The sequence below is a fragment of the Streptomyces sp. W1SF4 genome (genome assembly GCF_003950035.1).
Taxonomy (GTDB): domain Bacteria; phylum Actinomycetota; class Actinomycetes; order Streptomycetales; family Streptomycetaceae; genus Streptomyces; species Streptomyces racemochromogenes.
Window position 1 is genome coordinate 341327 of sequence record NZ_CP034350.1, and the last position, 22361, is coordinate 363687.

Consider the following 22361-nt stretch of genomic DNA (forward strand, 5'->3'; position numbering starts at 1 on the left):
TGCGGCGGTGCTCCGCCGGAGGACCGGTGGAGCACCGGTGGAGCGCCGGGGCCGGCCGGGCGGGACGTCAGGCGGCGCAGTTCGGGCACAGCCCCCGGTAGGTGATCTCGGCCCCGGACACCGAGAAGCCGAAGCGCTCGCCCGCCGGGAGGTCGGACAGCGGGTTCCCGGCGGGGTGGACGTCCCGGATGAGGCCGCAGCCGGAGCAGACGAGGTGGTGGTGCGGGTGGTGCGCGTTCGGGTCGTAACGCTTGGCCCGGCCGTCGGTGGAGACCTCCGCCACCTCCCCGAGGGCGACCAGCTCCCCCAGGGCGTTGTATACGGTGGCGCGGGAGATCTCGGGGAGCCGGTCCACGGCCCGGGCGTGCACCTCGTCGGCGGTGAGGTGCACGTGCTCGCCGTCCAGGACCTCCGCGACGACGCGCCTCTGGGACGTCATCCGCCAGCCGCGCCTGCGCAGCCGTTCCAGCAGGTCGCTCATCGTCGGCTCACCCTCCTCAGGTCCGGGCTTGGTCTACGTCTTGACTTGGACTGTGTCCATCGTAGGATCTGACGCGTTGATAGCCAAGGGTTGAGAACGACCGTTCCTGAACAGCGTGATCCGCCTGGTCCGGAAGGATTTGCATGTCTGAGAACCATGACGCAGTCGTCGCAGACGCGAAAGCAGAGGGTGCGGGCGGCTGCCCGGTCGCGCACGAGCGCGCCGCACACCCGACCCAGGGCGGCGGAAACCGCCAGTGGTGGCCCGAGCGCCTCAATCTGAAGATCCTCGCCAAGAACCCCGCCGTGGCCAACCCGCTCGGCGAGGGGTTCGACTACGCCGAGGCGTTCCAGACCCTCGACCTCGCCGCCGTGAAGCGGGACATCGAGGAGGTCCTGACCACGTCGCAGGACTGGTGGCCGGCCGACTTCGGCCACTACGGCCCGTTCATGATCCGCATGGCGTGGCACAGCGCCGGCACCTACCGGATCAGCGACGGCCGCGGCGGTGCCGGCGCCGGCCAGCAGCGCTTCGCCCCCCTCAACAGCTGGCCGGACAACGCCAACCTGGACAAGGCCCGCCGGCTGCTGTGGCCCGTCAAGAAGAAGTACGGGCAGAGCCTGTCCTGGGCCGACCTCCTCATCCTGACGGGCAACGTCGCCCTGGAGTCGATGGGCTTCGAGACCTTCGGCTTCGCCGGCGGCCGCGCCGACGTGTGGGAGCCCGACGAGGACGTCTACTGGGGTCCCGAGACCACCTGGCTCGACGACCAGCGCTACACGGGCGACCGCGAGCTCGAGAGCCCGCTCGGCGCCGTCCAGATGGGCCTGATCTACGTCAACCCCGAGGGCCCGAACGGGAACCCGGACCCGCTGGCCGCGGCCCGCGACATCCGCGAGACGTTCCGCCGGATGGCGATGAACGACGAGGAGACGGTCGCGCTGATAGCCGGCGGCCACACCTTCGGCAAGGCGCACGGCGCCGGCCCCGCCGACCACGTGGGCGTCGACCCCGAGGCGGCCCCGCTGGAGGCCCAGGGCTTCGGCTGGCAGAACACGTACGGCTCCGGCAAGGGCGCCGACACCATCACCAGCGGTCTCGAGGTCACCTGGACCACGACGCCGACGCGGTGGAGCAACAACTTCTTCGAGAACCTGTTCGGCTTCGAGTACGAGCTGACCACGAGCCCGGCCGGCGCTCAGCAGTGGGTCGCCAAGGACGGCGCGGGCGCCGGCACCATCCCGGACGCCCACGACCCGTCCAAGAGCCACGCTCCGACGATGCTGACGACGGACCTCGCGCTGCGCTTCGACCCCGCCTACGAGCAGATCTCGCGCCGCTTCCTGGAGAACCCCGACCAGTTCGCGGACGCCTTCGCCCGCGCCTGGTTCAAGCTGACCCACCGCGACCTCGGTCCCGTCGTGCGCTACCTCGGCCCCGAGGTCCCGTCGGAGACCCTGCTGTGGCAGGACCCGCTGCCGGCCCTCGACCACGAGGTGATCGACGCCGCGGACATCGCCTCCCTCAAGGAGCGGATCCTCGGCACCGACCTGACGGTGTCCCAGCTGGTCTCCGTGGCCTGGGCGTCCGCCTCGTCCTTCCGCGGCAGCGACAAGCGCGGCGGCGCCAACGGTGCCCGTATCCGCCTCCAGCCGCAGGCCGGCTGGGAGGTCAACGAGCCCGACCAGCTCGCCGCGGTGCTGCGCGTCCTGGAGGGCGTCCAGGAGTCCTTCAACTCCGCCCAGACCGGCGGCAAGCGGGTCTCCCTGGCCGACCTGATCGTGCTGGCCGGCACCGCCGCCGTCGAGCAGGCCGCCAAGGACGCCGGCCACCAGGTCGAGGTGGCCTTCACCCCGGGCCGCGTGGACGCCACCCAGGAGCAGACCGACGTCGAGTCCTTCGCGGCGCTGGAGCCCGCCGCCGACGGCTTCCGCAACTACCTCGGCAAGGGCAACCGCCTGCCGGCCGAGTACCTGCTGGTGGACCGGGCGAACCTGCTGAACCTGTCCGCGCCCGAGCTGACCGTCCTCGTCGGCGGCCTGCGCGTGCTGGGCGCGAACCACCAGCAGTCCAAGCTGGGCGTGTTCACCGACACCCCCGGCACGCTGACCAACGACTTCTTCGTCAACCTGCTCGACCTGGGGACGACGTGGAAGCCGACCTCGGCGGACCAGAACACCTTCGAGGGCCGCGACGCCTCGACGGGCGCCCTCAAGTGGACGGGCACCCGCGCCGACCTCGTCTTCGGCTCGAACTCCGAGCTGCGGGCGGTGGCCGAGGTGTACGCGAGCGACGACGCGAAGCGCAAGTTCGTGGAGGACTTCGCCGCCGCGTGGAGCAAGGTCATGGACCTGGACCGGTTCGACCTGGTCTGAACGCTCCGAACGGCATGACGACGAAAGCCCCGGGCCGGCGGGCCCGGGGCTTTCGCCCTGCTCAGCGTCCGCGGCCGGCCTCGCCCCGCACGGCCGGGCCGAGGCCGGGCGGGGCGTGGGCCAGGACGAGGGCCAGCGCTTCCCCGGGGCCGTCGCACTCGCCGAGCACCCGGCCGTGCCGGACGCGGAAGCGCCCGTCGGCCAGCGGCTCGACCGACGGGAGCCGCACCTCGTAGGGGATCGTGGTGGTGGAGCTGAACTTCAGGATCATGTGGCTGGTGTACGGGTACAGCCGCCGCAGCTCCGGAACGGCCCGGGCCGCCGCGACGAGCTCGACGATGCGCGGGTAGACCCTGCTCGGGCTCCGGAGCACGGCGTACTCGGCGTACCACCTCCAGGAGCGGGCCATCTGCTCCCACTTGGCCTCGACGGCGGCGGCCGGCCCGAGCAGGTGGGCCGCGTTCAGGTCGACGCGCTCGGGCAGCGGCGGGAAGTCCGGGTGGTCGCGCCCGATGGGCCGGAAGTCGTCGGGGATCATCGTCGAAGTATGCCGTCGCCGTGCCGAACGGGTCAGTCCCCGACCGGCATGCACTCGGCGAGCAGGGCGACGATGTCGCGCCAGGCCCGCTGTGCGTGCCGTGGGTGGTGACCGACGCCGGGCGGCGCGGCGTGGCCGACCGGCGGGTGGTGGAAGGCGTGAAGGGCTCCCCCGTAGACCACGAGGCGCCAGTCGACCCCCGCGGACTGCATCTCCGCGGTGAACGCCTCCCGTTGTGCGGGCGGCATGATCGGGTCTTCCGACCCGACCCCGGCCCATACCGGGCAGCGGATGCGTGCCGCCTCACCCGGCCGGCCCGTGGTCACCGCGTTGACCGTCCCGATCGCGCGCAGGCCGACGCCGTCGCGACCGAGTTCCAGGGCGACCGCGCCCCCGGTGCCGTAGCCGATGGCGGCGGTCCGGTCGGGGTCGGCCCGCGGTTCGGCGCGCAGCACGTCGAGCGCGGCGTGACCGATGCCCCGCATGCGGTCGGGATCGGCGAGCAGCGGCAGGCAACGGGCCAGCATGTCCTGCGGGTCCTCCAGGTAGCGTCCGCCGTGGAGGTCGAAGGCCAGCGCCACGTAGCCGAGTTCGGCCAGAGCCTCGGCCCGGCGGCGCTCGACATCGCTGAGCCCCATCCCCTCGGGTCCGATCAGGACCGCGGGCCGGGGACCGGCACCGGCCGGGAGCGCGAGGTGCCCGACCATCGTCAGGTCGTCGGCCGGGTATGCGACCGTACGGGTGGTGACCGTCGTCATGCGGCCGACGGTAACGAACGTTTCGCCCGCTCGGGGTGGTGTTCACCGATGGCAGACAGCGGTGCGTCCCCGTCGTCGGACGACTCCGGGAGCAGTCGCGCCAGGTCGGCTCAACGCGCCCTCGTACGGCGGCGCGCGGCCGCGTACAGTCCGTGCTGCCCGACTTCTGCCGGACAGGAGAACAGCCTTGGCCACACACGCCGTTACCGGCCGGTCCGCCCCGCCGGTGCCCGAGCTCGACTCCGCCGAGGTGGAGCGGTGGCGGGCCGGAGGGGGCGAGCTGATCGAGCTGCTGGGGCTGGCGCGGGAGCGGCTCGGAGGCCTCGCCGCCGTGCGGATCGGGCCGGAGCCCACCGTGCTGGTGACCGGGCCGGAGGCCGTGCAGCACGTACTGGCCCGCAATCCCGACGGGTACGTCAAGCGCTCGCACCGGGCCCGCCTGCTGATCGGTGACGGGCTGCTGGCCGCGACGGGGGACGCCTGGCAGCGGCAGCGCAGGCTCCTCCAGTCGCAGTTCACCGGTACGGGCATGCGCCGCTACGAGCGGCGGATCGCCGCGGCGGCCCGCACCACGGCGCAGCGGTGGGCCGGGTACGCACGGAGCGGGGAGGTCTTCGACGTCGGCGAGGAGATGCGCCGCTTCGCCCTGGACACCATCTGGCGCGCGCTCACCGGCCACCCCCTGGACGAGGCCACCGCGCGGGAACTGACCGCCGTGGCGGCCGTGGTGGCGGTGCTGCCGAGCCTGCCCGCCGACGAGGCCCGGGCGCGGGGTTCGGTGGCCGCCGACCTGGCCCGGATCGACGCGGTCGCCCGGCGGGCCGTGGCCGCCGCCCGGGACGGGGAGGCGGGCCCGGAGGGGCCGGGGCTGCTGCGGGTGCTGGTGGACGCGTCCGGCACGTACCCGCAGTACACGGACCGGCTGCTGCGGGACGAGCTGGTGACGCTGCTGGTCGCCGGGCACGAGACCACCGCCACCACCCTGACCTGGCTGTACCTGCTCCTGGACCGCCACCCCGGGGCCCGCGAGGAGGCGCTGGCGGCCGGGCCGGAGGGCTCGCCGGAGCGCCGGGAGGCGGTGCGGGCACTGGTCAGCGAGACGCTGCGGCTCTACCCGTCGGCCTGGATCCTGCCCCGGCACGCGGCCGTCGCCGACACCGTCGCCGGCCACGCCGTCCCGGCGGGGACGGACCTTCTGGTCTGCCCGTACCTGACGCACCGCGATCCGCAGCTGTGGCCGGAGCCCGAGCGCTTCGACCCGCGGCGGTTCACCGCTCCGGGCGGCCGGCCCGCCCGGCAGGGCGCGTACCTGCCCTTCGGCATGGGGCCCCGGGCCTGCCTGGGCACCCAGTTCGCCCTGCGCGAGTCGGTGGCCCTGCTGGAGCTGCTGCTGCCCCGCCACGTGCCGGTGTTCGACTCCGCTCCCACCGGGGCCGCGTACGGCCTCACGGTCCGGCCGTACGGTCCCGCCCCGGCGCGCCTGGCGCCCGCGTCCCACGGGGGTCGCGTGTGACCCCGCCCGAGCCGCCGCCGGGACACGTCTGGCGCGACGAGCTGTACCGCGACCCGTACCCGCTGTACGCCCGGGCCCGCCGTGCCGCGGGGCTGACGTACCTGCCGGCGTTCGACGCCTGGCTGGTGGCGCGCGACCCGGACGTGCGGGAGGTGCTGCTGCGCGCGGAGGACTTCTCCTCCGTGAACGCCCTGACTCCCGACGTGGCCCTGCCGGACGCCGTCCTCGCGGTCCTGGCGGGCGGTTTCGGGCCGCGGCCCACGGTCGTCTCCTCGGACGGCGCCGCCCACCGCCGGCACCGGGCCCCGCTGAACCGGGGGCTGTCCTCGGCCCGGGTGGCGGCCCTGCTCCCGCACGCCCGGGCCTGCGCGCGGGAGCTGGTGGACAGCCTGCCCGCGTACGGGCCGGTCGAGCTGGTGGGGGCCTACGCGCGGCAGCTGCCGGGGCAGGTGGTCGGGCGGCTGATCGGGCTGGACCCGGCGGACGTGCCGGCCGCCGTGCACGGGGGCTTCCGGGCGGAGGAGCTGCTGTTCCGGCCGCTGTCGCCGCGGGAGCAGGTGGCGGCCGCCGAGGACGTGGTGGCGCTGCAACGGCTGCTGGACGGGTACGTGCGCGCGCGGCGCGAGCGGCCCCGGGACGACCTCTGTTCGGCCATGGTCGCGGCGCTGGCCCCGGGGGCCGGGGAGCTGACCGTGGAGCAGCGCCACGAGCTGGTGGCGAGCCTGCAGAACCTGCTGATCGCCGGCTTCCTCACCACCAGTGCGCTCATCGCCACCACCCTGATGCACCTGCTCTCCGACCGGCGGCAGTGGCGGATGCTCCGCGACGACCCGTCCCTGGTGCCGGCGGCGGTGGAGGAGGCCGCGCGCCACGACGCGGCCGTGCAGGCCTTCCGGCGCAGGACCACCCGCCCGGTGACGCTGGGCGGGACCCGGCTGCCGGCCGGGGCGACCGTGCTGGTGGCGTACGGGTCGGCCAACCGCGACGAACGGCGCCACGAGCGCGCCGACGAGTTCGACGTGGGCCGCGGGGCCGCCGCCCGGCCCCACCTGGCCTTCGGGTACGGGCCCCACGGGTGCCCCGGCTCCCGGCTGGCCCGTGAGCAACTGCGCCTGACCCTGGAGCTGTTCGTCCGCCGGCTGCCGGGGCTGCGGCTGGAGGGGCAGCGCCCGCCGCGCATGCGGCCCACGCTGATCCACCGGTCGCCGCAGGAGCTGTACGTGTCCTGGTGAGATCCTGGGAGCAGGAGGCTCCGGGAGGTCAGGAGGCGCGCCATGTCACATGCCGAGGAATGGAGGGTCGGCGTCTACCTCATCGAGGAGGACGGTACGACCAAGGCCCGGGCGGTGCTGGAGACCGGGAAGGACACGCTGGTCGGGCGGGGCCGGGCCCGCTGCAATCCGCAGGACGTGGAGGTCCCCGCGATCGGCGACGAGCTGGCGGCGAGCCGCGCGATGCGGGACCTGGCCGGCCAGCTGAGCCGGGCCGCGGACAAGGACCTGGCCGCGCTGGGCGCCGTCCCCCCGGCGCCGCGGACCGGCTACGGCTGGCCGGACGACTCGGCGGCGGGCCGGTAACCGGCCACGAAGAAGCCGCGCGGCCCGAAGGGCGCCGGGCCCGAAGGGCGCGGCTGGGAGGCGTGCGGTCGGAAGGTGTGCCCGTCGGGTAGGTGTGGGGTGGGGCGGGGCGGGCAGGGGTTCGGCATGGTCTTCCGGCATCCGGCGGAGAAGAGCGAGGACGGCGGGCGGGCCGGCCGCTTCGCGCGGCTGGCCGAGCTCGCCTCCAACTTCACCAGCTCCGCCGTCTTCTCCGCCCTGTGCGCGGCCCTGGTGGGCTGCCTGGTCGTCGTTCACGTGCTGGGGCTGCCCGTGGAGTGGCAGCACCTGGCGGGCGACGCGATCGGCGCGGTGTCCCTGCTGCTGCTGGCCCTGCTGAAGAACTCCGAGCGGCGCGCCGAGCACGCCGTCCAGCGCAAGCTGGACGCGATCGCCGCGGCGCTGCTGGAGGAGCGGGAGGGCAAGGACGGCAGGGCCCACGAGGACCTGGAGTCGGCGATCCGGATGGAGGAGCGGCTCTAGGCCCGGCGCCCGCGCGCCCCGGTCCCACGGGTGGGCGAGGTGCATCCGGCGGGCGAGGCCGCTCCTTCCCGGAAGCCGCCGCCGGGGGTGAGCTGCCCGTGTGCCCCCGCGTACCGCCGGTGACGAGGGCGACGGACAGCAGGACGGTGACGCAGAGGGTCGGCTGTTCACGGAGGGTGTCCAGGGTGCGGAGATCGTGTCGGCGGTGGGGTGGGCGAGGGCGGCGGTGACGGCGCGGCGGCCCGGGGCGGCGCGATACGCCGCATGGCCGGACCGTGCCCGGCCTCCACGGCCACAGGGGCGCTCCTCCCTTCCCAGGTTCGCCGGTGTGGCGGCCGGCGCGGGCGGTGCCACCCGCCCGGCGCAACGGCAGGCGGGGCGGCGGCGCGGGGCGTTAGGCTCGGACGGAGTGGCGCACGAGAGGGATGGTGCACATGTGTCGATGGCTCGCCTACTCCGGCTCGCCCATGCTCCTCGACGCCGTCCTGTACCAGCCGGAACACTCGCTGATCGACCAGAGCCTGCACGCGCGGATGGGCGTGGAGTCCACCAACGGGGACGGGTTCGGCATCGGCTGGTACAGCACCGACGGTGACGGCACCCCGGCGGTGTTCCGTGACATCGGCCCGGCCTGGAACAACCGGAACCTGCGGGAGCTGGCCTCGCACGTGCGGTCGCCGCTGTTCTTCGCGCACGTCCGCGCCTCCACGGGTTCGGCGATCCAGCAGACCAACTGCCATCCCTTCCGGCACGGCCGCTGGCTGTGGATGCACAACGGTGCGATCACCGACTTCCACCGGCTCCAGCGCGACCTGTGCATGGCCGTGGACCCGGCGCTGTTCCCCTGCATCGAGGGCTCGACGGACTCCGAGGTGATGTTCTACCTGGCCGTGACCTTCGGCCTCGACCAGGACCCGCCGGGGGCGGTCGCCCGGATGGCGGGCCTGGTGGAACGGCTCGGCAAGGAGCACGGGGTGGCGGACCCGCTCCAGATGACGGTGGCGGTCAGCGAGGGCGAGCGGGTGTGGGCCTTCCGCTACTCCAGCCAGGGCAGGTCGCGTTCGCTGTACTACAGCAGCCGGGCCGATACGGTGCGCCAGCTGTACCCGGAGCTGCCGTACCTGCGCGAGGTGTCCGACGAGACGCGGCTGGTGGTCTCCGAGCCGCTCGGAGACCTCCCCGGCGTGTGGAACGAGCTGCCCGAGGCGAGCTACGCGGTGGTGCCGTGGGACGGCCCGGAGGACTATCTGCCGTTCATCCCCGAGCTGCCCTGACCCCGGCGCACCCGCCCCGGGGGGCCGGGGCGGGCCGGCGTCAGCAGATCCTCGGCAGCTGCTCACCGATCGGCAGGTCGACCACGCGCGTGCCGCCGAGGCCGGTGCGGGCCACGACCATGCCGGGGTGCTCCTCGACCGCCTCGCCGATCACGGCCGCCCGCCGGCCCAGCGGGTGGGCCCGCATGGCGTCGAGGACGGCGTCGGCGTGCTCGCGGGGGACGAACGCGACGAGCTTGCCCTCGTTGGCCACGTAGAAGGGGTCGAGGCCGAGGATCGCGCAGGCGTTGCGCACGGCGTCGGGGACCGGCACCCGGCCCTCCTGGACGACGACGCCGGTGCCGGAGGCGGCCGCGATCTCGTTGAGGGCGGCGGCGAGTCCCCCTCGGGTGGGGTCGCGCAGCACGTGCAGGTCGGGGGTGACGGCGAGCATCGACTGCACGAGGCCGCCGAGGGCCGCGCAGTCGCTGACGATGTCCGCCTCGAAGCCGAGGCCCTCGCGGACGCTCATGATGGCCACCCCGTGCAGCCCGATGTCGCCGCTGACGATGACCACGTCGCCGGGTACGACCCGCTGCGGCCGCAGGTCCACGCCGTCGGGGACGAGGCCGATGCCGGAGGTGTTGACGTACACGCCGTCGCCGTGGCCCACTTCGACGACCTTGGTGTCCCCCGTGGCCACTTCCACGCCCGCCGCGCGCGCGGCCGCGCCGAGGGCTTCGGCGACCCGGGCGACCGTGGCGGTCTCGACGCCCTCCTCCAGGATGAACCCGCAGGACAGGTAGGCGGCCACGGCTCCGCTCATCGCGAGGTCGTTGACGGTGCCGTTGACGGCGAGGTCGCCGATGCTGCCGCCGGGGAAGAACAGCGGGCGCACCACGTACGAGTCGGTGGAGAAGGCCAGCCGGGCCCCGCCCAGGGTCAGGGTCGCGGAGTCGCCGAGCTGGGCGAGGACGTCGCCGCCGAAGGCGGGGGCGAAGACGTGCCGGACGAGTTCGGCGGAGAGCGCGCCGCCGCCGCCGTGGCCCATCACCACGCGGGGGTGGTCGCGCAGGGGGGCCGGACAGGTCCAGCCCGGGACGTCCAGTGCGGTGTCAGACAACGGGGGTCGCCTCCAGCGGTGCCGTCTTGGCGGTCGGGATCTCCAGGCGCCGGTAGAGGTAGTACGCGGCGCACGCGCCCTCGCTGGAGACCATGGTGGCGCCGAGCGGGGTGCGCGGGGTGCAGGCCTTGCCGAAGGCCTCGCACTCGTGCGGCTTGATCAGGCCCTGGAGGACCTCGCCGCTGCGGCATGCGGCCGGCTCGCGGGTGTCGATCCCGGTCACCGAGAAGCGGTGTTCGGCGTCGAAGTCCCGGTAGCGGGGCGACAGCCGCCAGCCGCTGGCCGGGATGGTGCCGATGCCGCGCCAGGCCCGGTCGGTGACCTCGAAGACGTCCTCCAGCATGGCGAGGGCGGCCGGGTTGCCCTCGGGGCGGACGGCGCGCGCGTAGGCGTTGTCGACGGTGTGCTCGCCGCGCTCCAGCTGCCGCACGGCGCGGCGTACGCCCTCCAGGATGTCGAGCGGCTCGAAGCCGGTGACCACGATGGGGACGCGGTACCGGGCGGCCAGTTCGGGGTACTCGGTGGTGCCCATGACGCTGCACACGTGCCCGGCGGCGAGGAAGGCCTGGACCCGGCAGCTCGGCGAGTTCATGATCGCCTCGATGGCCGGGGGGACCCGGACGTGGGAGACGAGCAGGCTGAAGTTGGTGATGCCGTGCTTCTTGGCCTGGTACACCGTCATGGCGTTGGGCGGGGCGGTGGTCTCGAAGCCGATGCCGAAGAAGACCACCTGGCGGTCCGGGTTGCGGCGGGCGACCTCCAGGGCGTCGAGCGGCGAGTAGACGACGCGGACGTCGCCGCCTTCGCCGCGCACCTGGAAGAGGTCGCGGCCCGTCCCGGGCACGCGGAGCATGTCGCCGAAGGAGCAGAAGATCACGCCCGGTCGGGAGGCGATCTCCAGGGCCTTGTCGATGACTTCGAGCGGGGTCACGCACACCGGGCAGCCGGGGCCGTGGATCAGCTCGACCTGGTCGGGGAGGAGCTGGTCGATGCCGTGCCGGATGATGGTGTGGGTCTGGCCGCCGCAGACCTCCATCAGCGCCCAGGGGCGGGTGACGGTGGCGTGGATGTCGTCGAGCAGCCGTCGGGCGAGGCCGGGGTCCTGGAACTCGTCGATGTACTTCACTGCTGCGCCGCCTCCCGCGGGACGTCTTCGGGGTGGGTGGGGTCCGGCTCCGGGACGCCGCCGAACTGTTCGGCCTGCTCCCAGGGGTCGCCGAACTCCTCCTGGAGCATGCCGAGTTCGGCGAAGAGTTCCAGGGTCTTGAGCGCGGACTCCTCGTCCAGGCGCTGGAGGGCGAAGCCGACGTGGACGATGGCGTACTCGCCGACCCTCAGGTCCGGCAGGTACTCCAGGCACACGTCCTTGACGACGCCGCCGAAGTCGACGGTGGCCATGCGGGTGCCGTCCCGCTCCCCGATGTCAATCACCCTGCCGGGTACCGCCAGGCACATGGGCCCCTCCTTGCTGTGGTTGTTCCGTGGCGCGGCCGGCCGTGGCCGCCGCCACCATGAGCTGGCCGAGGGCCAGTCCCCCGTCGTTCGGGGGGACCCGGTGCTGGCGCAGTACGGTGAAGCCGTGCTCCCGCAGCAGCCGTGAACAGGCCGCGGAGAGCAGGGTGTTGGCCATGACCCCGCCGGTCAGGGCGACGGTGTCGAGGCCGTGCGCCGCGCGGGCGGCGAGGCAGGCGTCCGCGACGAGGGCGGCGACCGCGGCGTGGAAGCGGGCCGCGACCGTCCCCGGCGGGGTGCCCGCCCGTACGTCGGCGGCGACGGCCGCCAGGACGGGCGCCGGGGCGGCCGTGTACGGGCCCCGGGTGCCGGGCGGCGGGGGGTGCAGGGCGAAGCGGTAGCCGGGGTGCGGGTCCCCGGCGGGGGCGGCGAGGGCGGCCGCCTCCAGTTCGACGGCGGCCTGCGCCTCGTAGCCGGCGAGGTGGCAGACGCCGGCCAGGGAAGAGACGGCGTCGAAGAGGCGCCCCATGCTGGAGGTGGGCGCGCAGTTCAGGCCACGCTCCAGCTGGCGTTCCAGGACCGGCAGTTCGGCGGGCGGGCAGGCCGCCACCGCGGGCAGGTCCGGGGTCCGGGCGAGGCCGGCGGCCCACAGGTGGGCCACGGCCATCCGGTAGGGGCGCCGCACCGCGGCGTCGCCGCCGGGCAGCGGGACGTACGCGAGGTGCGCGAAGCGGGTGGCACCGGTGTAGTCGGCGAGCAGCACCTCGCCGCCCCAGACCGCGCCGTCGTCGCCGTAGCCGGTGCCGTCGAAGGCGATCCCGATGACGCGCCGGGTGCCGTCCAGGCCGTGTTCGGCCATGGCGGAGGCGACGTGGGCGTGGTGGTGCTGGACGCGGACCAGGGGGCGGGTGCCGGCGTGGCGGGCCGCCCAGGCCGTGGAGCGGTAGCCGGGGTGGCGGTCGGCGGCGAACAGGGCGGGCGTCACCCCGGTGATGGACTCCAGCTGCCGCTCGGCCCGTTCGAAGGCGGTCTGGGTGGCCAGGTCGTCCATGTCGCCGATGTGCGCCGACAGCCAGGCCTTGCGGCCCTCGCCGAGGCAGAAGGCGTTCTTCAGGTCGCCCCCGGCGGCGAGGGTGGGCGGCACCGGCAGCGGCAGCGCGACCGGCAGCGGGGCGTGGCCGCGGGAACGGCGCACGGTCAGCGGTTCGCCGTCGCAGACGCGCACCACGGAGTCGTCGCAGGGCACGTGGATGGGGCGGTCGTGGGTGAGCCAGGCGTCCGCGAGGTGGGCCAGGCGCTCCAGGGCCTCGGCGTCGTCGGTGACGATGGGCTCCCCCGAGAGGTTGCCGCTGGTCATCACGAGCAGCCGCGGCCCGGGCGGGTCGCCGGGCAGGCCCAGCAGCAGGTGGTGCACGGGCGTGTAGGGGAGCATCACGCCCAGGTCGGGGCTGCCCGGGGCGACGTCGGCGGTGAGGGCGGCGGCCGACGCGGGGCGGCGGCGCAGCAGCACGATGGGCCGCTCCGGGCCGGTGAGCAGGGCCCGTTCGGCGGGGCCGATGACGGCGAGGTGTTCGACGTCGGGGAGGGAGCGGGCCATCAGGGCGAACGGCTTGTCCCCGCGGTCCTTGCGGCGGCGCAGCTCGGCGACGGCCGCGGGGCGGGTGGCGTCACAGGCGAGGTGGTAGCCGCCGAGGCCCTTGACGGCGAGGACCGCCCCCTCGGCGAGGAGCCGGCGGGCCCCGGCGACGGGGTCGGCGGCGGGGTCCTCGCGGGGCGGCGCCCCGGTGAGCAGGCGCAGCCGGGGCCCGCAGGCCGGGCAGGCCACGGGCTGGGCGTGGAAGCGGCGGTCGGCGGGGTCGGCGTACTCGCGGGCGCAGTCGGGGCACATCGGGAAGCGGGCCATGGTGGTGTGGGCCCGGTCGTACGGGAGTCCGGTGACGATGGTGAAGCGGGGCCCGCAGTGGGTGCAGGTGATGAACGGGTGGCGGTGCCGGCGGTCGGCCGGATCGGCGAGTTCGGCGAGGCAGTCGGCGCAGGTGGCGACGTCCGGGGGGACGAGGGTGCGGGCGGGGCCGGCGGTGGTGCGGGAGGGGATGATCGCGAAGCCGGCTCCCCCTGCCGGGGGCAGGGTGTGGTGGTCGACGGTGTCGACGACCGCGAGCGGCGGGGCCTCGGCGGCGAGGCGTGCGCAGAACGCGGCGACGGCGGCGGGGGTGCCCTCGATCTCGGCGACGACGCCGTCGGGGGTGTTGGTGACGTGGCCGGCGAGGCCGAGTCCGGTGGCGCGGGTGTAGACGTAGGGGCGGAAGCCGACGCCCTGTACGACGCCGCGGACGGTGACGCGGCGGCGTTCCGCGGGGGCGTCCATCAGCGGGGTTCCGGGGTGGGGTGCGGGTCGGCCGGGGCCGGGTGCGGCGCGGCCGGGGGCCCTGCGGGGCTGTCCCCTACCCGCCCTTCCACCGTTCCCCGGGGCTCCGCCCCGGACCCCACGGGGTCGTGCACGTAGCCCGCGCCGGGGCCGTGTACGTGCCCGGGGCCGTGGGTGTGCGCGGGGGCGCGGCCGGGGCCGGGGTGGGTGTGGCTCGGCCCGTGGGCCGCGCCCGGGCCGTGGTCGTGCCCCGGGCCGTGGGGGTGGCTCGGGCTGTGGGTGTGGGTAGGGGCGTGGGGGTGGCTCGGGCTGTGGGTGTGGGTCGGGGCGTGGGGGTGGCTCGGGCTGTGGGTGTGGGTCGGGGCGTGGGGGTGGGTCGGGGCGTGGGTGTGGGGCTGGGGGGACATCACCGGGGTGTGGGGTGGGGTGCCTTCGGCGGTGCGGAGGGCGTGGGTGAGGAGGAGGCCCGTGCCCTCGGCCGAGCGGGACGAGGTGCGGATCACCTCCACCCCGGGGTTGACCCGCTGGACGTTGGCCCGGAAGGCGGCCTCGTCGAACTCGGCCGCCTCCGCGATGTCGGTCTTGGTGATCACCACCAGCTGCGCCAGGCCGAAGGCGGTCGGGTACTTCAGCGGCTTGTCCTCGCCCTCCGTCACCGAGGCGAGCACCACGCGCAGGGACTCCCCGAGGTCGTACGAGGCGGGGCAGACCAGGTTGCCGACGTTCTCGACGAAGAGCAGCCGGGTGTCCTCGGGGAGCCAGCCGTCGAGGTGGCGGCCCAGCATGTGGGCCTCCAGGTGGCACAGGCCGTCGGTGAGGACCTGCTTGACCGGGGCGCCCGAACGGGCCAGCCGCAGCGCGTCGTTCTCGGTCGCCAGGTCGGCGGTCAGCGCGGCCACGGGCACGCCCCGCTCCCGGGCCAGGGTCAGTTCGCGTTCCAGCAGGGCCGTCTTCCCGCTGCCCGGGCTGGAGAGCAGGTTGACCACCACCGTTCCGCGGGCGGTGAGTTCCTCACGCAGGGCCTGCGCGGCCCCGTCGTTCTTGGCGAGCACCGCCTGTCGCAGGTCGACCACTCGGCACACGGCTCAGGCCTCCTCGGGGATCGGTTCGGGGTCGTCTTCCCAGACCACGCGGCGGATCCGCAGTTCGCGCCCCGCGAGGAGCTCCACGGCGTCGGCCTTCCCGCAGTCGGGGCAGCGCAGTTCGGGGGGCATGCCGACGGCCCACTCCCCCGTGCAGGACGCACAGCGGGCGCGGGCCGTCACGGCGTGGGTGACGAGCTCGGCGCCTTCGAGGGGCGTCGCGGTGCAGGCGAGCTGGAAGGAGAAGGCCAGCGCGTCGGGCACGACGCCGGCCAGTTCCCCGACCTCAAGTTCCACGCGGCTCACGGAGCGCGCCGCTCCGGCCTGGGCCGCTTCCGCCACCTGGTCCACGACGGCCATGGCGATCGACATCTCGTGCATCGGACTCCGTCCTGCCGCGCCTCATTAGACCGGCGGGGCGGGTGCCCGGCGGACGGGCGCGCCGACGCACCGGGGACCCGTACGCCGTTCGGGCGGCGGGGAGCCGGAGGTCACATGCGCCTGATGCGCAGGTAGCGCTTGAGGTCGGGGAGCATGGTCACCAGTACGGCGCCGAGCGCGGCGGCCACGGTGAACGCGATGGCCTTCTTCATGGGGTTCTCCTCGGGAGCAGTTCCTGGACCATGCGGACGGCGTGGGGTACGGCGGCGGCCACGGGCGGGCTCAGGCCGATGCCCTCCTCGACGGTGGCGGGTTCGCAGCCGACGACGAGGGTGCGCCGGGGCGGGGTGGCCCCGGTGCCCGCGCAGAGGGTGTCGAGGAGGGCGAGGACCGTGTCGGGGGACATGTCGTGTCCGTCGAGCACCGCGCCCTGCGGGTCGAGGGGGCCGGTTCCGTCGGCCTCGATGAGGTGGAGGGTGCCCGGCGCGGAGCCGCGGGCGGTCGCGTCGACGAGGACGAGGGTGTCGTAGCCGTCGAGGAGCTGGTAGGCGAGGTGGACTCCGCGCACGCCGAAGTCGACGGCCTCCACTCCGTCGGGCAGGGGCTGGGCGGCGAGGGCGCGGACCGTCTCGACTCCGAAGCCGTCGTCGCCGAGGAAGACGTTGCCGATGCCGGCGACCAGGGTCCGGCCGTTCACTCGTCCTCCAGGGGGGTGACCTCGTCGGGCTGGAAGTACAGGAAGCGGCCCTGTTCGCGGCGGATGTCGGCGCCGGGGTCCCCGTCGACGGTGACGGCGAGGTGCACTCCGCCGTCGACGTCGTGGAGGACGGCTTCGACGCGTGCGGCGCGGCCCCGCAGGAACAGGTCCTGGGCGTCGGTGCGGCGCAGGCCCGGCCGCAGCAGGACGCGGCTGCCGGGGCCGACGGGGCGGCCGTCGACGGTGATCCGCTGCGGGGCGGGTTCGGCGGCGGCGCCGTGGGCCGGGTCCCACCAGGGGGTGTCGGGGGTGAACACGTCCTCGGGGACCCCGGTGCGGTCCGGGTCGGTGATCTCGCGCAGGGCGCGGACGGCGCCGTGCAGGCGTTCCAGTACCTCGGGGGGCATGGAGTCCGCGAGGTCGACGACGGCGGCGGCGCGCGGGTCGGTGCCGCGGGCCTCGCGTTTCTCCTGGTCGGTGAGGGCGGCGGTGCGCAGGGCGAGGATCTCGTCGATCTCCAGGGCGTCGTACATGGCGCCGGCGCTCTCGGGGGCGATGGCGGCGTGGTCCTCCAGGATGATCGGGGAGGACAGGACCACGTCGGCGCGGCCCTCCTCGCCGGCCAGGACGGGCCAGGTGTGGCGGTTGTCGCAGCCGCGGACGGCGGGCCGGGCCCATTCGGGCGGGTCGGTCATGGAGAGGAAGGAGCCTGCGCTGAGGCCCAGCAGGAGGTGGGCGGCGACGAGGGAGCGGGGCAGGGCGCTGTCGCGGCCGGCGCCCGGCTCCGGGGTCCAGGCGGTGGTGTTCTCGACGACGGCGGTGAGTCTCAGCGCCCGGTAGGGCACGTCGAGTTCCTCGGCGCGGAGCCGGACCTCGGCGTCGATGCGCTCGGCGGCGCGGACCAGCCGGCCGCGTTCGCGGCCGTCGGCGTCGAGGACGGGTTCGCTCTCCTGGAGGGCGGGGCGGACCAGGGGCAGGATCACCTCGCCGGCGGCCAGTTCGGCGACGGGCACGGTCAGCTCGGCCTGTTCCTCGGTGCCCTCGTCCCAGGGGACGAGGACCCGGTCGGGCAGGTGCAGTTCGGGCACGGGCGTGAACGAGCCGTCGCCGAGGGCCTGTTCGACGGTGCGCCGCCATGCCCTCAGGAAGCGGAGTTCGAGGTGGAGGACGGCCTCGCCCTTCGGTTCCATGACCAGCTCGGTCCGCTGGAAGGAGTGTTCGCCGTGCGCGGGCCCCCAGGCGGGCGGCACGAGGACGCCGAACTGCCAGCGCATCCGGTTCTTGGCGGCGGAGGCCCGGTAGGGGTACAGCACGTACCCCTCGAAGAGGACGGCGTCGGCGAGCTGCCGGGCGGCCGCGAAGCGGGTGTCCGGCGGGGAGGTGGTGGTCACGGGGCGGTCCTCCCGGCCAGCCGGTCCAGGAGTGCGGCGGCCCGGAGGGGTTCCGGGACGGCGTCGGGGGTCGCCGGGGTCGCGGCGGCGTCCAGGAGGGCGCGTACGGTCGACTCCCAGGAGGCGAGGGCGTGCCGCGAGCGGAAGGCGAGGAGCTCGTCCATGGTGTCGCGGGGCAGCCGCAGCCATCCGCAGCCGGGGAAGTGCTGTTCGATCATCTCCCGCCACACGGACACGGGCATCCGGTACGAGGCCTCCCGGTCCCAGGGGACGGGTTCGACGCGGAAGCCGCCGGAGCCGGTGAAGGCCGTGCCGGAGAACAGCATCAGCAGCGGTACGTCGCCGTCCTCCAGGGCGGCGAAGTAGCGGGTGGCGGCGATGTCCATGTCGTAGGTGCAGGGCACGGGCACCTCGGTCTCGGTCTCGCCGGTGAAGCTCGGGACCATGACCGCGACCTGCGCGAACTGGACGGGCTGGAGGGTGGTGCCCCAGCGGGAGCGCTCGCCGAACAGGTCCTGGAGCGCCGTGGCCTCACCGGGGCCGTAACCGCGGCGGCCCGGTTCGATGCGCAGCTGGCAGCGCAGGGCGAGGGCGTGGACGCGGGTGGCCGAGGGGGCGCAGACGCGCAGCCGCAGCAGGAGGGTGGGGCCGGCCGCGTAGGGGTCGGCGCGCACCCCGGTGCAGGTGAAGGTGAGGTCGGTCATGGCCGCGGTTCCCCTGCCGGTGCCGTGGCGGGGCGCCTGCCGGCGGGTACGGCGCGCCGTTCGACCTCGGTGAAGAAGGTGTCGAGGGCGGCGCGGGCTTCGGCGCCGCCGTCGAAGCCCTGCCACAGCAGTCTCATGCGGCCCACCAGTTCGTAGCAGATGTCGATGGGGACGAGGTAGCAGGCGGTGCGGCCGTGGGTGCGGCGCAGCAGCAGTGCCTCGACGTCGGGCTGGAGGAGGGCGGCGAGCGGTCCGGCGTCGAGGACGCGCTGCCAGGTGTCGGGGTCGAGTTCGCTCTCGGTGGCGCCGGCCGGGCTGGGGTAGAGGGCGACGAGCCGGTCGAGGGCGGCGTTGCGGAAGAAGAAGGCGACGCCGACGGGGATCTGGAGGAGGTCCCAGGCTTCGTCGTCCCAGCGGTGGCCGGGGTCGCTGAGGTAGCGGTCGGGGACGGTGCGGAAGCGGCCCGTGCCGGCGCCGGGGCGGTCGAAGAGGAGGGCGCAGGGGGCGCAGGCGCAGACCAGGGCGCGTTCGTCGGTCCGCACGAGGTGGCGGTGGCCGTCCCGGGCCACGGGCGTACCGCACAGTTCGCAGGTCTCGGGGCGGGGGGTGCGGGGCCGGGTGAAGCGCCGGAGTCCCGGTGCGGGGGCGGACGGCCGCCGGTCGGGGCTCACGGGACGCGCGCCGGGGCGGGCGGCCGGGTGGTGATCTGGAGCAGCGGGGGCGCCGGTGCGGCGGGTGCCAGTTCCACGGAGGTGACCTCGGGGGCGAAGGCGGCGACGACGTCCTCGATGCGGCGCCGGGTGTCCTCGGCGCTGTTGCCGCAGCCGCAGCCCCCGTCGGGGGCGGTGCGCAGCCGCAGGGTGCCGTCGTCCTCGTCGTATCCGTCGAGTTCGGCTTCGGGGAGGGAGTCCAGGGCGCGGGCGATGCGGGTGTGCACGTCCTCGGGGTGGAGGTCGTGGAGGGTCAGCAGGCCCGCGGTGAGCTCGTCCTCCAGGAGCGCGGCCAGGGGGGCGGCGCCGGGTGGGAGGGCGGTGAGCCGCTCGACGATCCGGGCGAGGCCGGCTCCGTAGAACTCCATGAGGACGCGGACCAGTTCCTCGGCGGCCTCGTGGGTCTGCCGGTCGCCGGTGGCGGCGAGCCGGTCGAGGACCTCTTCGACGCGGCGGCCCGCCTGGAGGCCGTCGGTGGTCGCGGCGCTCATCCGCCCAGTCCGCTCAGGCCGGTGGGGACGTGCATGGACTTCACGGTCTTGCCGCCGCCGACGTACATGTGGACGCCGCAGGGCAGGCAGGGGTCGAAGCTGCGGACGGCGCGCATGATGTCGATGCCCTTGAAGTTCTCCGGAGGGTTCTCCTCGAAGATGGGGGTGTTCTGGACGGCGTCCTCGTACGGTCCGGGGGTGCCGTAGCTGTCGCGGACGCTGGCGTTCCAGGGGGTCGGCGGGTAGGGGTGGTAGTTGGCGATCTTCCCGTCGCGGATGACCATGTGGTGGGAGAGGACGCCGCGGACGGCCTCGGTGAAGCCGCAGCCGATGGACTCGTCCGGTACCTCGAACTTCTCCCAGGTCTGGCTGCGTCCGGCGCGGACCTCGGCGAGCCCCTTCTCGGCGCAGTGCAGGGCGATGCCGGCGGCGTAGGCCTGGAAGTAGGTGCGGGCGCGGTTGCGTTCGAGGGCGTTGCTCCACTTGGGGATGCGCCACTCGAAGGTGGTCTCCGGCTTGGTCATGGTGCGGGGCAGGTTGATGACCACGCTGTGTCCGGTGGCCTTGACGTAGCCGACGTCGACCAGTCCGGACAGGGCGGTGGACCAGAGGCGGGCGATGGGGCCGCCGCCGGTGTCGAGGGCGAGGTGGTCCTTGCCGTCGAACCAGCGGGGGGACATCACCCAGCTGTACTTGTCGTCGAAGGCGCGCTTCTGCGGGGCGGGGATGGTGTGCTGGTTCCAGGGGTGGCGGGGGTCGACGGGGTTGCCGAGGGGGTCGTGGGTGACGAACTGCTCCTGGCCCTCCCAGTCGTCGTAGTAGGAGCTGCCGAGGAGGATGCGGATGCCGAGGTTGATCTGCGTGAGGTCGTTGGTGACCAGTTTGCCGTCGACGACCACGCCCGGGGTGACGAACATCTTCCGTCCCCAGTCGGTCATGTTGGCGTAGGTGAAGTCGCAGTACTCGGGGTCGTTGAGGGCGCCCCAGCAGCCGAGGAGGACGCGGCGGCGGCCGACCTCCTCGTAGCCGGGCAGGGCCTCGTAGAAGAAGTCGAAGAGGTCGTCGTGGAGGGGGACGACCCGCTTCATGAACTCGACGTACCGCATGAGGCGGCTCATGTAGTCGGTGAAGAGCTGGACGGAGGCGATGGTGCCGACGCCGCCCGGGTAGAGGGTGGAGGGGTGCACGTGGCGGCCCTCCATCAGGCAGAACATCTCGCGGGTGTAGCGGCTGACCTGGAGGGCCTCGCGGTAGAACTCGCCCTCGATGGGGTTGAGGGAGCGCATGATGTCGGCGATGGTGCGGTAGCCGTGCTCGGCGGCGTGCGGGGCCTCGGTGCGTTCGGCGAGTTCGAGGACGCCGGGGTTGGTCTCGCGGACCATCTTCTCGCAGTAGTCGACCCCGACCAGGTTCTCCTGGAAGATGTTGTGGTCGAACATGTACTCGGCGGATTCGCCGAGGTTGATGATCCACTCGCCGAGGTGCGGCGGCTTCACGCCGTAGGCCATGTTCTGCGCGTACACCGAACAGGTGGCGTGGTTGTCGCCGCAGATGCCGCAGATGCGGCTGGTGATGAAGTGCGCGTCGCGGGGGTCCTTGCCGCGCATGAAGACGCTGTAGCCGCGGAAGACCGACGAGGTGCTGTAGCACTCCGCGACCCGCTTCTGCTTGAAGTCGATCTTCGTGTGGATGCCGAGGCTGCCCACGATCCGGGTGATCGGGTCCCAGGCCATCTCGACCAGCCCGCTGCCGTCGCCGGCCGCCTTCGTCTTCGGTGTCATCGTGTCTGCCGTGGCCCTTCTGGTGAACGGGAGCGGGGTGTGCTGTGCGGCGGAGGGGAGCGGGCGCGAGGGTCCCGTCACCAGGGCGGGCGGTAGCCGGTGGTCAGCTGCCGGCCCTTCTGGCGCCACTTGGGCTCCTTGTCCACCGTGTGGGTGGTGATCGCGCGGAGCTTGCGGATGACGGCTCCGTAGGCGCCGCTGGCCTTGGTGGACAGGGTCGCGCCGGGCGGCTGGTCCATGAACGGCATGAACTTGTCGGGGAAGCCGGGCATGGTGCAGGCGATGCAGATGCCGCCGACGTTCGGGCAGCCGCCGATGCCGTTCATCCAGCCGCGCTTGGGGACGTTGCACTTGACGACCGGACCCCAGCAGCCGAGTTTGACCAGGCACTTGGGCGAGTCGTAGGTGTGGGCGAAGTCGCCCTGCTCGTAGTAGCCGGCCCGGTCGCAGCCCTCGTGGACGGTGGCGCCGAACAGCCAGGTCGGGCGCAGCTTGTCGTCCAGCGGGATCATCGGGGCGGATCCGGCCGCCTGGTAGAGCAGGTAGGTCAGGGTCTCGGAGAAGTTGTCCGGCTGGATGGGGCAGCCCGGGACGCACACGATCGGGATGCCGGCCTTGGACTTCCAGTCCCAGCCCAGGTAGTCCGGGACGCCCATGGCTCCGGTGGGGTTGCCCTCCATCGCGTGGATGCCGCCGTACGTGGCGCAGGTGCCGATGGCGACGACGGCGAGGGCCTTGGGCGCGAGGCGGTCGATCCACTCGCTGGTGGTGATGGGCTGGCCGGTGGCGGGGTCGTCGCCGAACCCGCACCAGTAGCCCTCGGGCTTGATCTTCTCGTTGGGGATCGAACCCTCGACGACCAGGACGAAGGGGTCGATCTCCCCGCGCTCGCCCTTGAAGAACCACTCGATGAAGGTGTCGGCGCCGCCGACCGGTCCGCACTCGAAGTCGATCAGCGGCCAGTGCACGGCGATCTTCGGCAGGCCGGGGAGCACTCCCGTGACGATCTCCTCGATGCTGGGCTGCATCGCCGCGGTCAGGGACACGGAGTCGCCGTCGCAGCTGAGTCCGGCGTTGATCCAGAGGATGTGGATCGGGGGGTCCTCTACCGCGCTGGGCGTTGCTGCATCCATAGGTGCTCCTTGGGGAGGGATGCGGGAGGGACGGGCCGGGGCCTGGGGTTGT

Annotated in this window: 21 protein-coding genes and 1 pseudogene; 6 read left to right on the forward strand and 16 right to left on the reverse strand. The window is 74.0% G+C overall.

Annotation, left to right across the window (positions count from 1 at the left end):
• Nucleotides 1-67 precede the first annotated feature (67 nt).
• Nucleotides 68-481: a Fur family transcriptional regulator gene (locus tag D1J60_RS01855; RefSeq protein ID WP_125603716.1), complete on the reverse strand. Its 414-nt coding sequence runs from the start codon at nucleotides 479-481 to the stop codon at nucleotides 68-70.
• Between the two features lie 143 nt (nucleotides 482-624).
• Here D1J60_RS01855 and katG point away from each other — a divergent pair, with 143 nt between their 5' ends.
• Nucleotides 625-2856, forward strand: coding sequence for a catalase/peroxidase HPI (gene katG / locus D1J60_RS01860; RefSeq protein WP_125819853.1), 2232 nt, complete (start codon nucleotides 625-627; stop codon nucleotides 2854-2856).
• Nucleotides 2857-2917: 61 nt separating this feature from the next.
• Here katG and D1J60_RS01865 read toward each other — a convergent pair whose 3' ends face one another.
• Both D1J60_RS01865 and D1J60_RS01870 read right to left on the reverse strand, forming a co-directional pair.
• Nucleotides 2918-3394, reverse strand: a complete 477-nt coding sequence (locus D1J60_RS01865) for a DUF6193 family natural product biosynthesis protein (protein ID WP_125819854.1) — start codon at nucleotides 3392-3394, stop codon at nucleotides 2918-2920.
• A gap of 32 nt (nucleotides 3395-3426) precedes the next feature.
• Nucleotides 3427-4152 carry a dienelactone hydrolase family protein gene (locus D1J60_RS01870; RefSeq protein WP_125819855.1) on the reverse strand — a complete coding sequence of 242 codons (726 nt, stop codon included), beginning with the start codon at nucleotides 4150-4152 and terminating at the stop codon, nucleotides 3427-3429.
• Nucleotides 4153-4339: 187 nt separating this feature from the next.
• Here D1J60_RS01870 and D1J60_RS01875 point away from each other — a divergent pair, with 187 nt between their 5' ends.
• The 5 genes from D1J60_RS01875 to D1J60_RS01895 all read left to right on the forward strand — a co-directional run bounded on the left by D1J60_RS01875 (nucleotide 4340) and on the right by D1J60_RS01895 (nucleotide 9017).
• Nucleotides 4340-5665 carry a cytochrome P450 gene (locus D1J60_RS01875; protein ID WP_241253104.1) on the forward strand — a complete coding sequence of 442 codons (1326 nt, stop codon included), beginning with the start codon at nucleotides 4340-4342 and terminating at the stop codon, nucleotides 5663-5665.
• Nucleotides 5662-6897 carry a cytochrome P450 gene (locus D1J60_RS01880; protein ID WP_125819857.1) on the forward strand — a complete coding sequence of 412 codons (1236 nt, stop codon included), beginning with the start codon at nucleotides 5662-5664 and terminating at the stop codon, nucleotides 6895-6897. Before D1J60_RS01875 ends, D1J60_RS01880 begins: the two co-directional genes overlap by 4 nt.
• Before the next feature lie 42 nt (nucleotides 6898-6939).
• Nucleotides 6940-7242 carry a DUF1876 domain-containing protein gene (locus D1J60_RS01885; RefSeq protein WP_125819858.1) on the forward strand — a complete coding sequence of 101 codons (303 nt, stop codon included), beginning with the start codon at nucleotides 6940-6942 and terminating at the stop codon, nucleotides 7240-7242.
• Between the two features lie 126 nt (nucleotides 7243-7368).
• Nucleotides 7369-7743 (forward strand): hypothetical protein, encoded by a 375-nt coding sequence (locus D1J60_RS01890; protein WP_125819859.1) that lies wholly within the window; start codon nucleotides 7369-7371, stop codon nucleotides 7741-7743.
• 434 nt (nucleotides 7744-8177) lie between these two features.
• Nucleotides 8178-9017 (forward strand): class II glutamine amidotransferase, encoded by an 840-nt coding sequence (locus D1J60_RS01895; RefSeq protein ID WP_125603792.1) that lies wholly within the window; start codon nucleotides 8178-8180, stop codon nucleotides 9015-9017.
• Nucleotides 9018-9057: 40 nt separating this feature from the next.
• On the opposite strand, the gene hypE is transcribed toward D1J60_RS01895, so the two are convergent.
• The 13 genes and pseudogenes from hypE to D1J60_RS01960 all read right to left on the reverse strand — a co-directional run bounded on the left by hypE (nucleotide 9058) and on the right by D1J60_RS01960 (nucleotide 22309).
• Nucleotides 9058-10119: a hydrogenase expression/formation protein HypE gene (gene hypE / locus D1J60_RS01900; protein WP_125819860.1), complete on the reverse strand. Its 1062-nt coding sequence runs from the start codon at nucleotides 10117-10119 to the stop codon at nucleotides 9058-9060.
• Nucleotides 10112-11245 (reverse strand): hydrogenase formation protein HypD, encoded by a 1134-nt coding sequence (gene hypD, locus D1J60_RS01905; protein WP_125819861.1) that lies wholly within the window; start codon nucleotides 11243-11245, stop codon nucleotides 10112-10114. Before hypD ends, hypE begins: the two co-directional genes overlap by 8 nt.
• Nucleotides 11242-11574: a HypC/HybG/HupF family hydrogenase formation chaperone gene (locus D1J60_RS01910; RefSeq protein WP_125603789.1), complete on the reverse strand. Its 333-nt coding sequence runs from the start codon at nucleotides 11572-11574 to the stop codon at nucleotides 11242-11244. The genes hypD and D1J60_RS01910 overlap by 4 nt, the downstream gene beginning before the upstream one ends.
• Nucleotides 11543-13939, reverse strand: coding sequence for a carbamoyltransferase HypF (hypF, locus tag D1J60_RS01915; RefSeq protein WP_125819862.1), 2397 nt, complete (start codon nucleotides 13937-13939; stop codon nucleotides 11543-11545). The genes D1J60_RS01910 and hypF overlap by 32 nt, the downstream gene beginning before the upstream one ends.
• Nucleotides 13940-14328: 389 nt before the next feature.
• Nucleotides 14329-15021 (reverse strand): annotated as a pseudogene (gene hypB, locus D1J60_RS37865) (hydrogenase nickel incorporation protein HypB); the annotation flags it as partial.
• A gap of 3 nt (nucleotides 15022-15024) precedes the next feature.
• Nucleotides 15025-15402, reverse strand: a complete 378-nt coding sequence (locus D1J60_RS01925; protein ID WP_125819864.1) for a hydrogenase maturation nickel metallochaperone HypA — start codon at nucleotides 15400-15402, stop codon at nucleotides 15025-15027.
• Between the two features lie 208 nt (nucleotides 15403-15610).
• Nucleotides 15611-16099, reverse strand: coding sequence for a hydrogenase maturation protease (locus D1J60_RS01930; protein ID WP_125604726.1), 489 nt, complete (start codon nucleotides 16097-16099; stop codon nucleotides 15611-15613).
• A complete protein-coding gene (locus D1J60_RS01935; protein ID WP_125819865.1) occupies nucleotides 16096-17490 on the reverse strand; it encodes a hypothetical protein in 1395 nt (464 codons plus the stop codon). Before D1J60_RS01935 ends, D1J60_RS01930 begins: the two co-directional genes overlap by 4 nt.
• Nucleotides 17487-18194, reverse strand: coding sequence for a DUF6084 family protein (locus D1J60_RS01940; RefSeq protein ID WP_125819866.1), 708 nt, complete (start codon nucleotides 18192-18194; stop codon nucleotides 17487-17489). Before D1J60_RS01940 ends, D1J60_RS01935 begins: the two co-directional genes overlap by 4 nt.
• Nucleotides 18191-18865 carry a DUF5947 family protein gene (locus D1J60_RS01945; RefSeq protein ID WP_125819867.1) on the reverse strand — a complete coding sequence of 225 codons (675 nt, stop codon included), beginning with the start codon at nucleotides 18863-18865 and terminating at the stop codon, nucleotides 18191-18193. The genes D1J60_RS01940 and D1J60_RS01945 overlap by 4 nt, the downstream gene beginning before the upstream one ends.
• On the reverse strand, nucleotides 18862-19395 hold the full coding sequence (locus D1J60_RS01950; RefSeq protein WP_125819868.1) for a hypothetical protein: 534 nt from the start codon (nucleotides 19393-19395) through the stop codon (nucleotides 18862-18864). The genes D1J60_RS01945 and D1J60_RS01950 overlap by 4 nt, the downstream gene beginning before the upstream one ends.
• Entirely contained in the window at nucleotides 19392-21176 is a 1785-nt protein-coding gene (locus D1J60_RS01955; RefSeq protein ID WP_125605473.1) for a nickel-dependent hydrogenase large subunit, read from the reverse strand. The genes D1J60_RS01950 and D1J60_RS01955 overlap by 4 nt, the downstream gene beginning before the upstream one ends.
• A 77-nt stretch (nucleotides 21177-21253) precedes the next feature.
• Nucleotides 21254-22309: a hydrogenase expression protein HypE gene (locus D1J60_RS01960; protein ID WP_125819869.1), complete on the reverse strand. Its 1056-nt coding sequence runs from the start codon at nucleotides 22307-22309 to the stop codon at nucleotides 21254-21256.
• Nucleotides 22310-22361 lie beyond the last annotated feature (52 nt).

Coding starts and splice junctions, on each gene's coding strand:
- D1J60_RS01855 (WP_125603716.1), bottom strand. CDS start 481: ATGAGCGACCTGCTGGAACGGCTGCGCAGGCGCGGCTGGCGGATGACG.
- katG (WP_125819853.1), top strand. CDS start 625: ATGTCTGAGAACCATGACGCAGTCGTCGCAGACGCGAAAGCAGAGGGT.
- D1J60_RS01870 (WP_125819855.1), bottom strand. CDS start 4,152: ATGACGACGGTCACCACCCGTACGGTCGCATACCCGGCCGACGACCTG.
- D1J60_RS01885 (WP_125819858.1), top strand. CDS start 6,940: ATGTCACATGCCGAGGAATGGAGGGTCGGCGTCTACCTCATCGAGGAG.
- D1J60_RS01950 (WP_125819868.1), bottom strand. CDS start 19,395: ATGAGCGCCGCGACCACCGACGGCCTCCAGGCGGGCCGCCGCGTCGAA.
- D1J60_RS01890 (WP_125819859.1), top strand. CDS start 7,369: ATGGTCTTCCGGCATCCGGCGGAGAAGAGCGAGGACGGCGGGCGGGCC.
- D1J60_RS01955 (WP_125605473.1), bottom strand. CDS start 21,176: ATGACACCGAAGACGAAGGCGGCCGGCGACGGCAGCGGGCTGGTCGAG.
- D1J60_RS01865 (WP_125819854.1), bottom strand. CDS start 3,394: ATGATCCCCGACGACTTCCGGCCCATCGGGCGCGACCACCCGGACTTC.
- D1J60_RS01940 (WP_125819866.1), bottom strand. CDS start 18,194: ATGACCGACCTCACCTTCACCTGCACCGGGGTGCGCGCCGACCCCTAC.
- D1J60_RS01960 (WP_125819869.1), bottom strand. CDS start 22,309: ATGGATGCAGCAACGCCCAGCGCGGTAGAGGACCCCCCGATCCACATC.
- hypF (WP_125819862.1), bottom strand. CDS start 13,939: ATGGACGCCCCCGCGGAACGCCGCCGCGTCACCGTCCGCGGCGTCGTA.
- D1J60_RS01925 (WP_125819864.1), bottom strand. CDS start 15,402: ATGCACGAGATGTCGATCGCCATGGCCGTCGTGGACCAGGTGGCGGAA.
- D1J60_RS01910 (WP_125603789.1), bottom strand. CDS start 11,574: ATGTGCCTGGCGGTACCCGGCAGGGTGATTGACATCGGGGAGCGGGAC.
- D1J60_RS01895 (WP_125603792.1), top strand. CDS start 8,178: ATGTGTCGATGGCTCGCCTACTCCGGCTCGCCCATGCTCCTCGACGCC.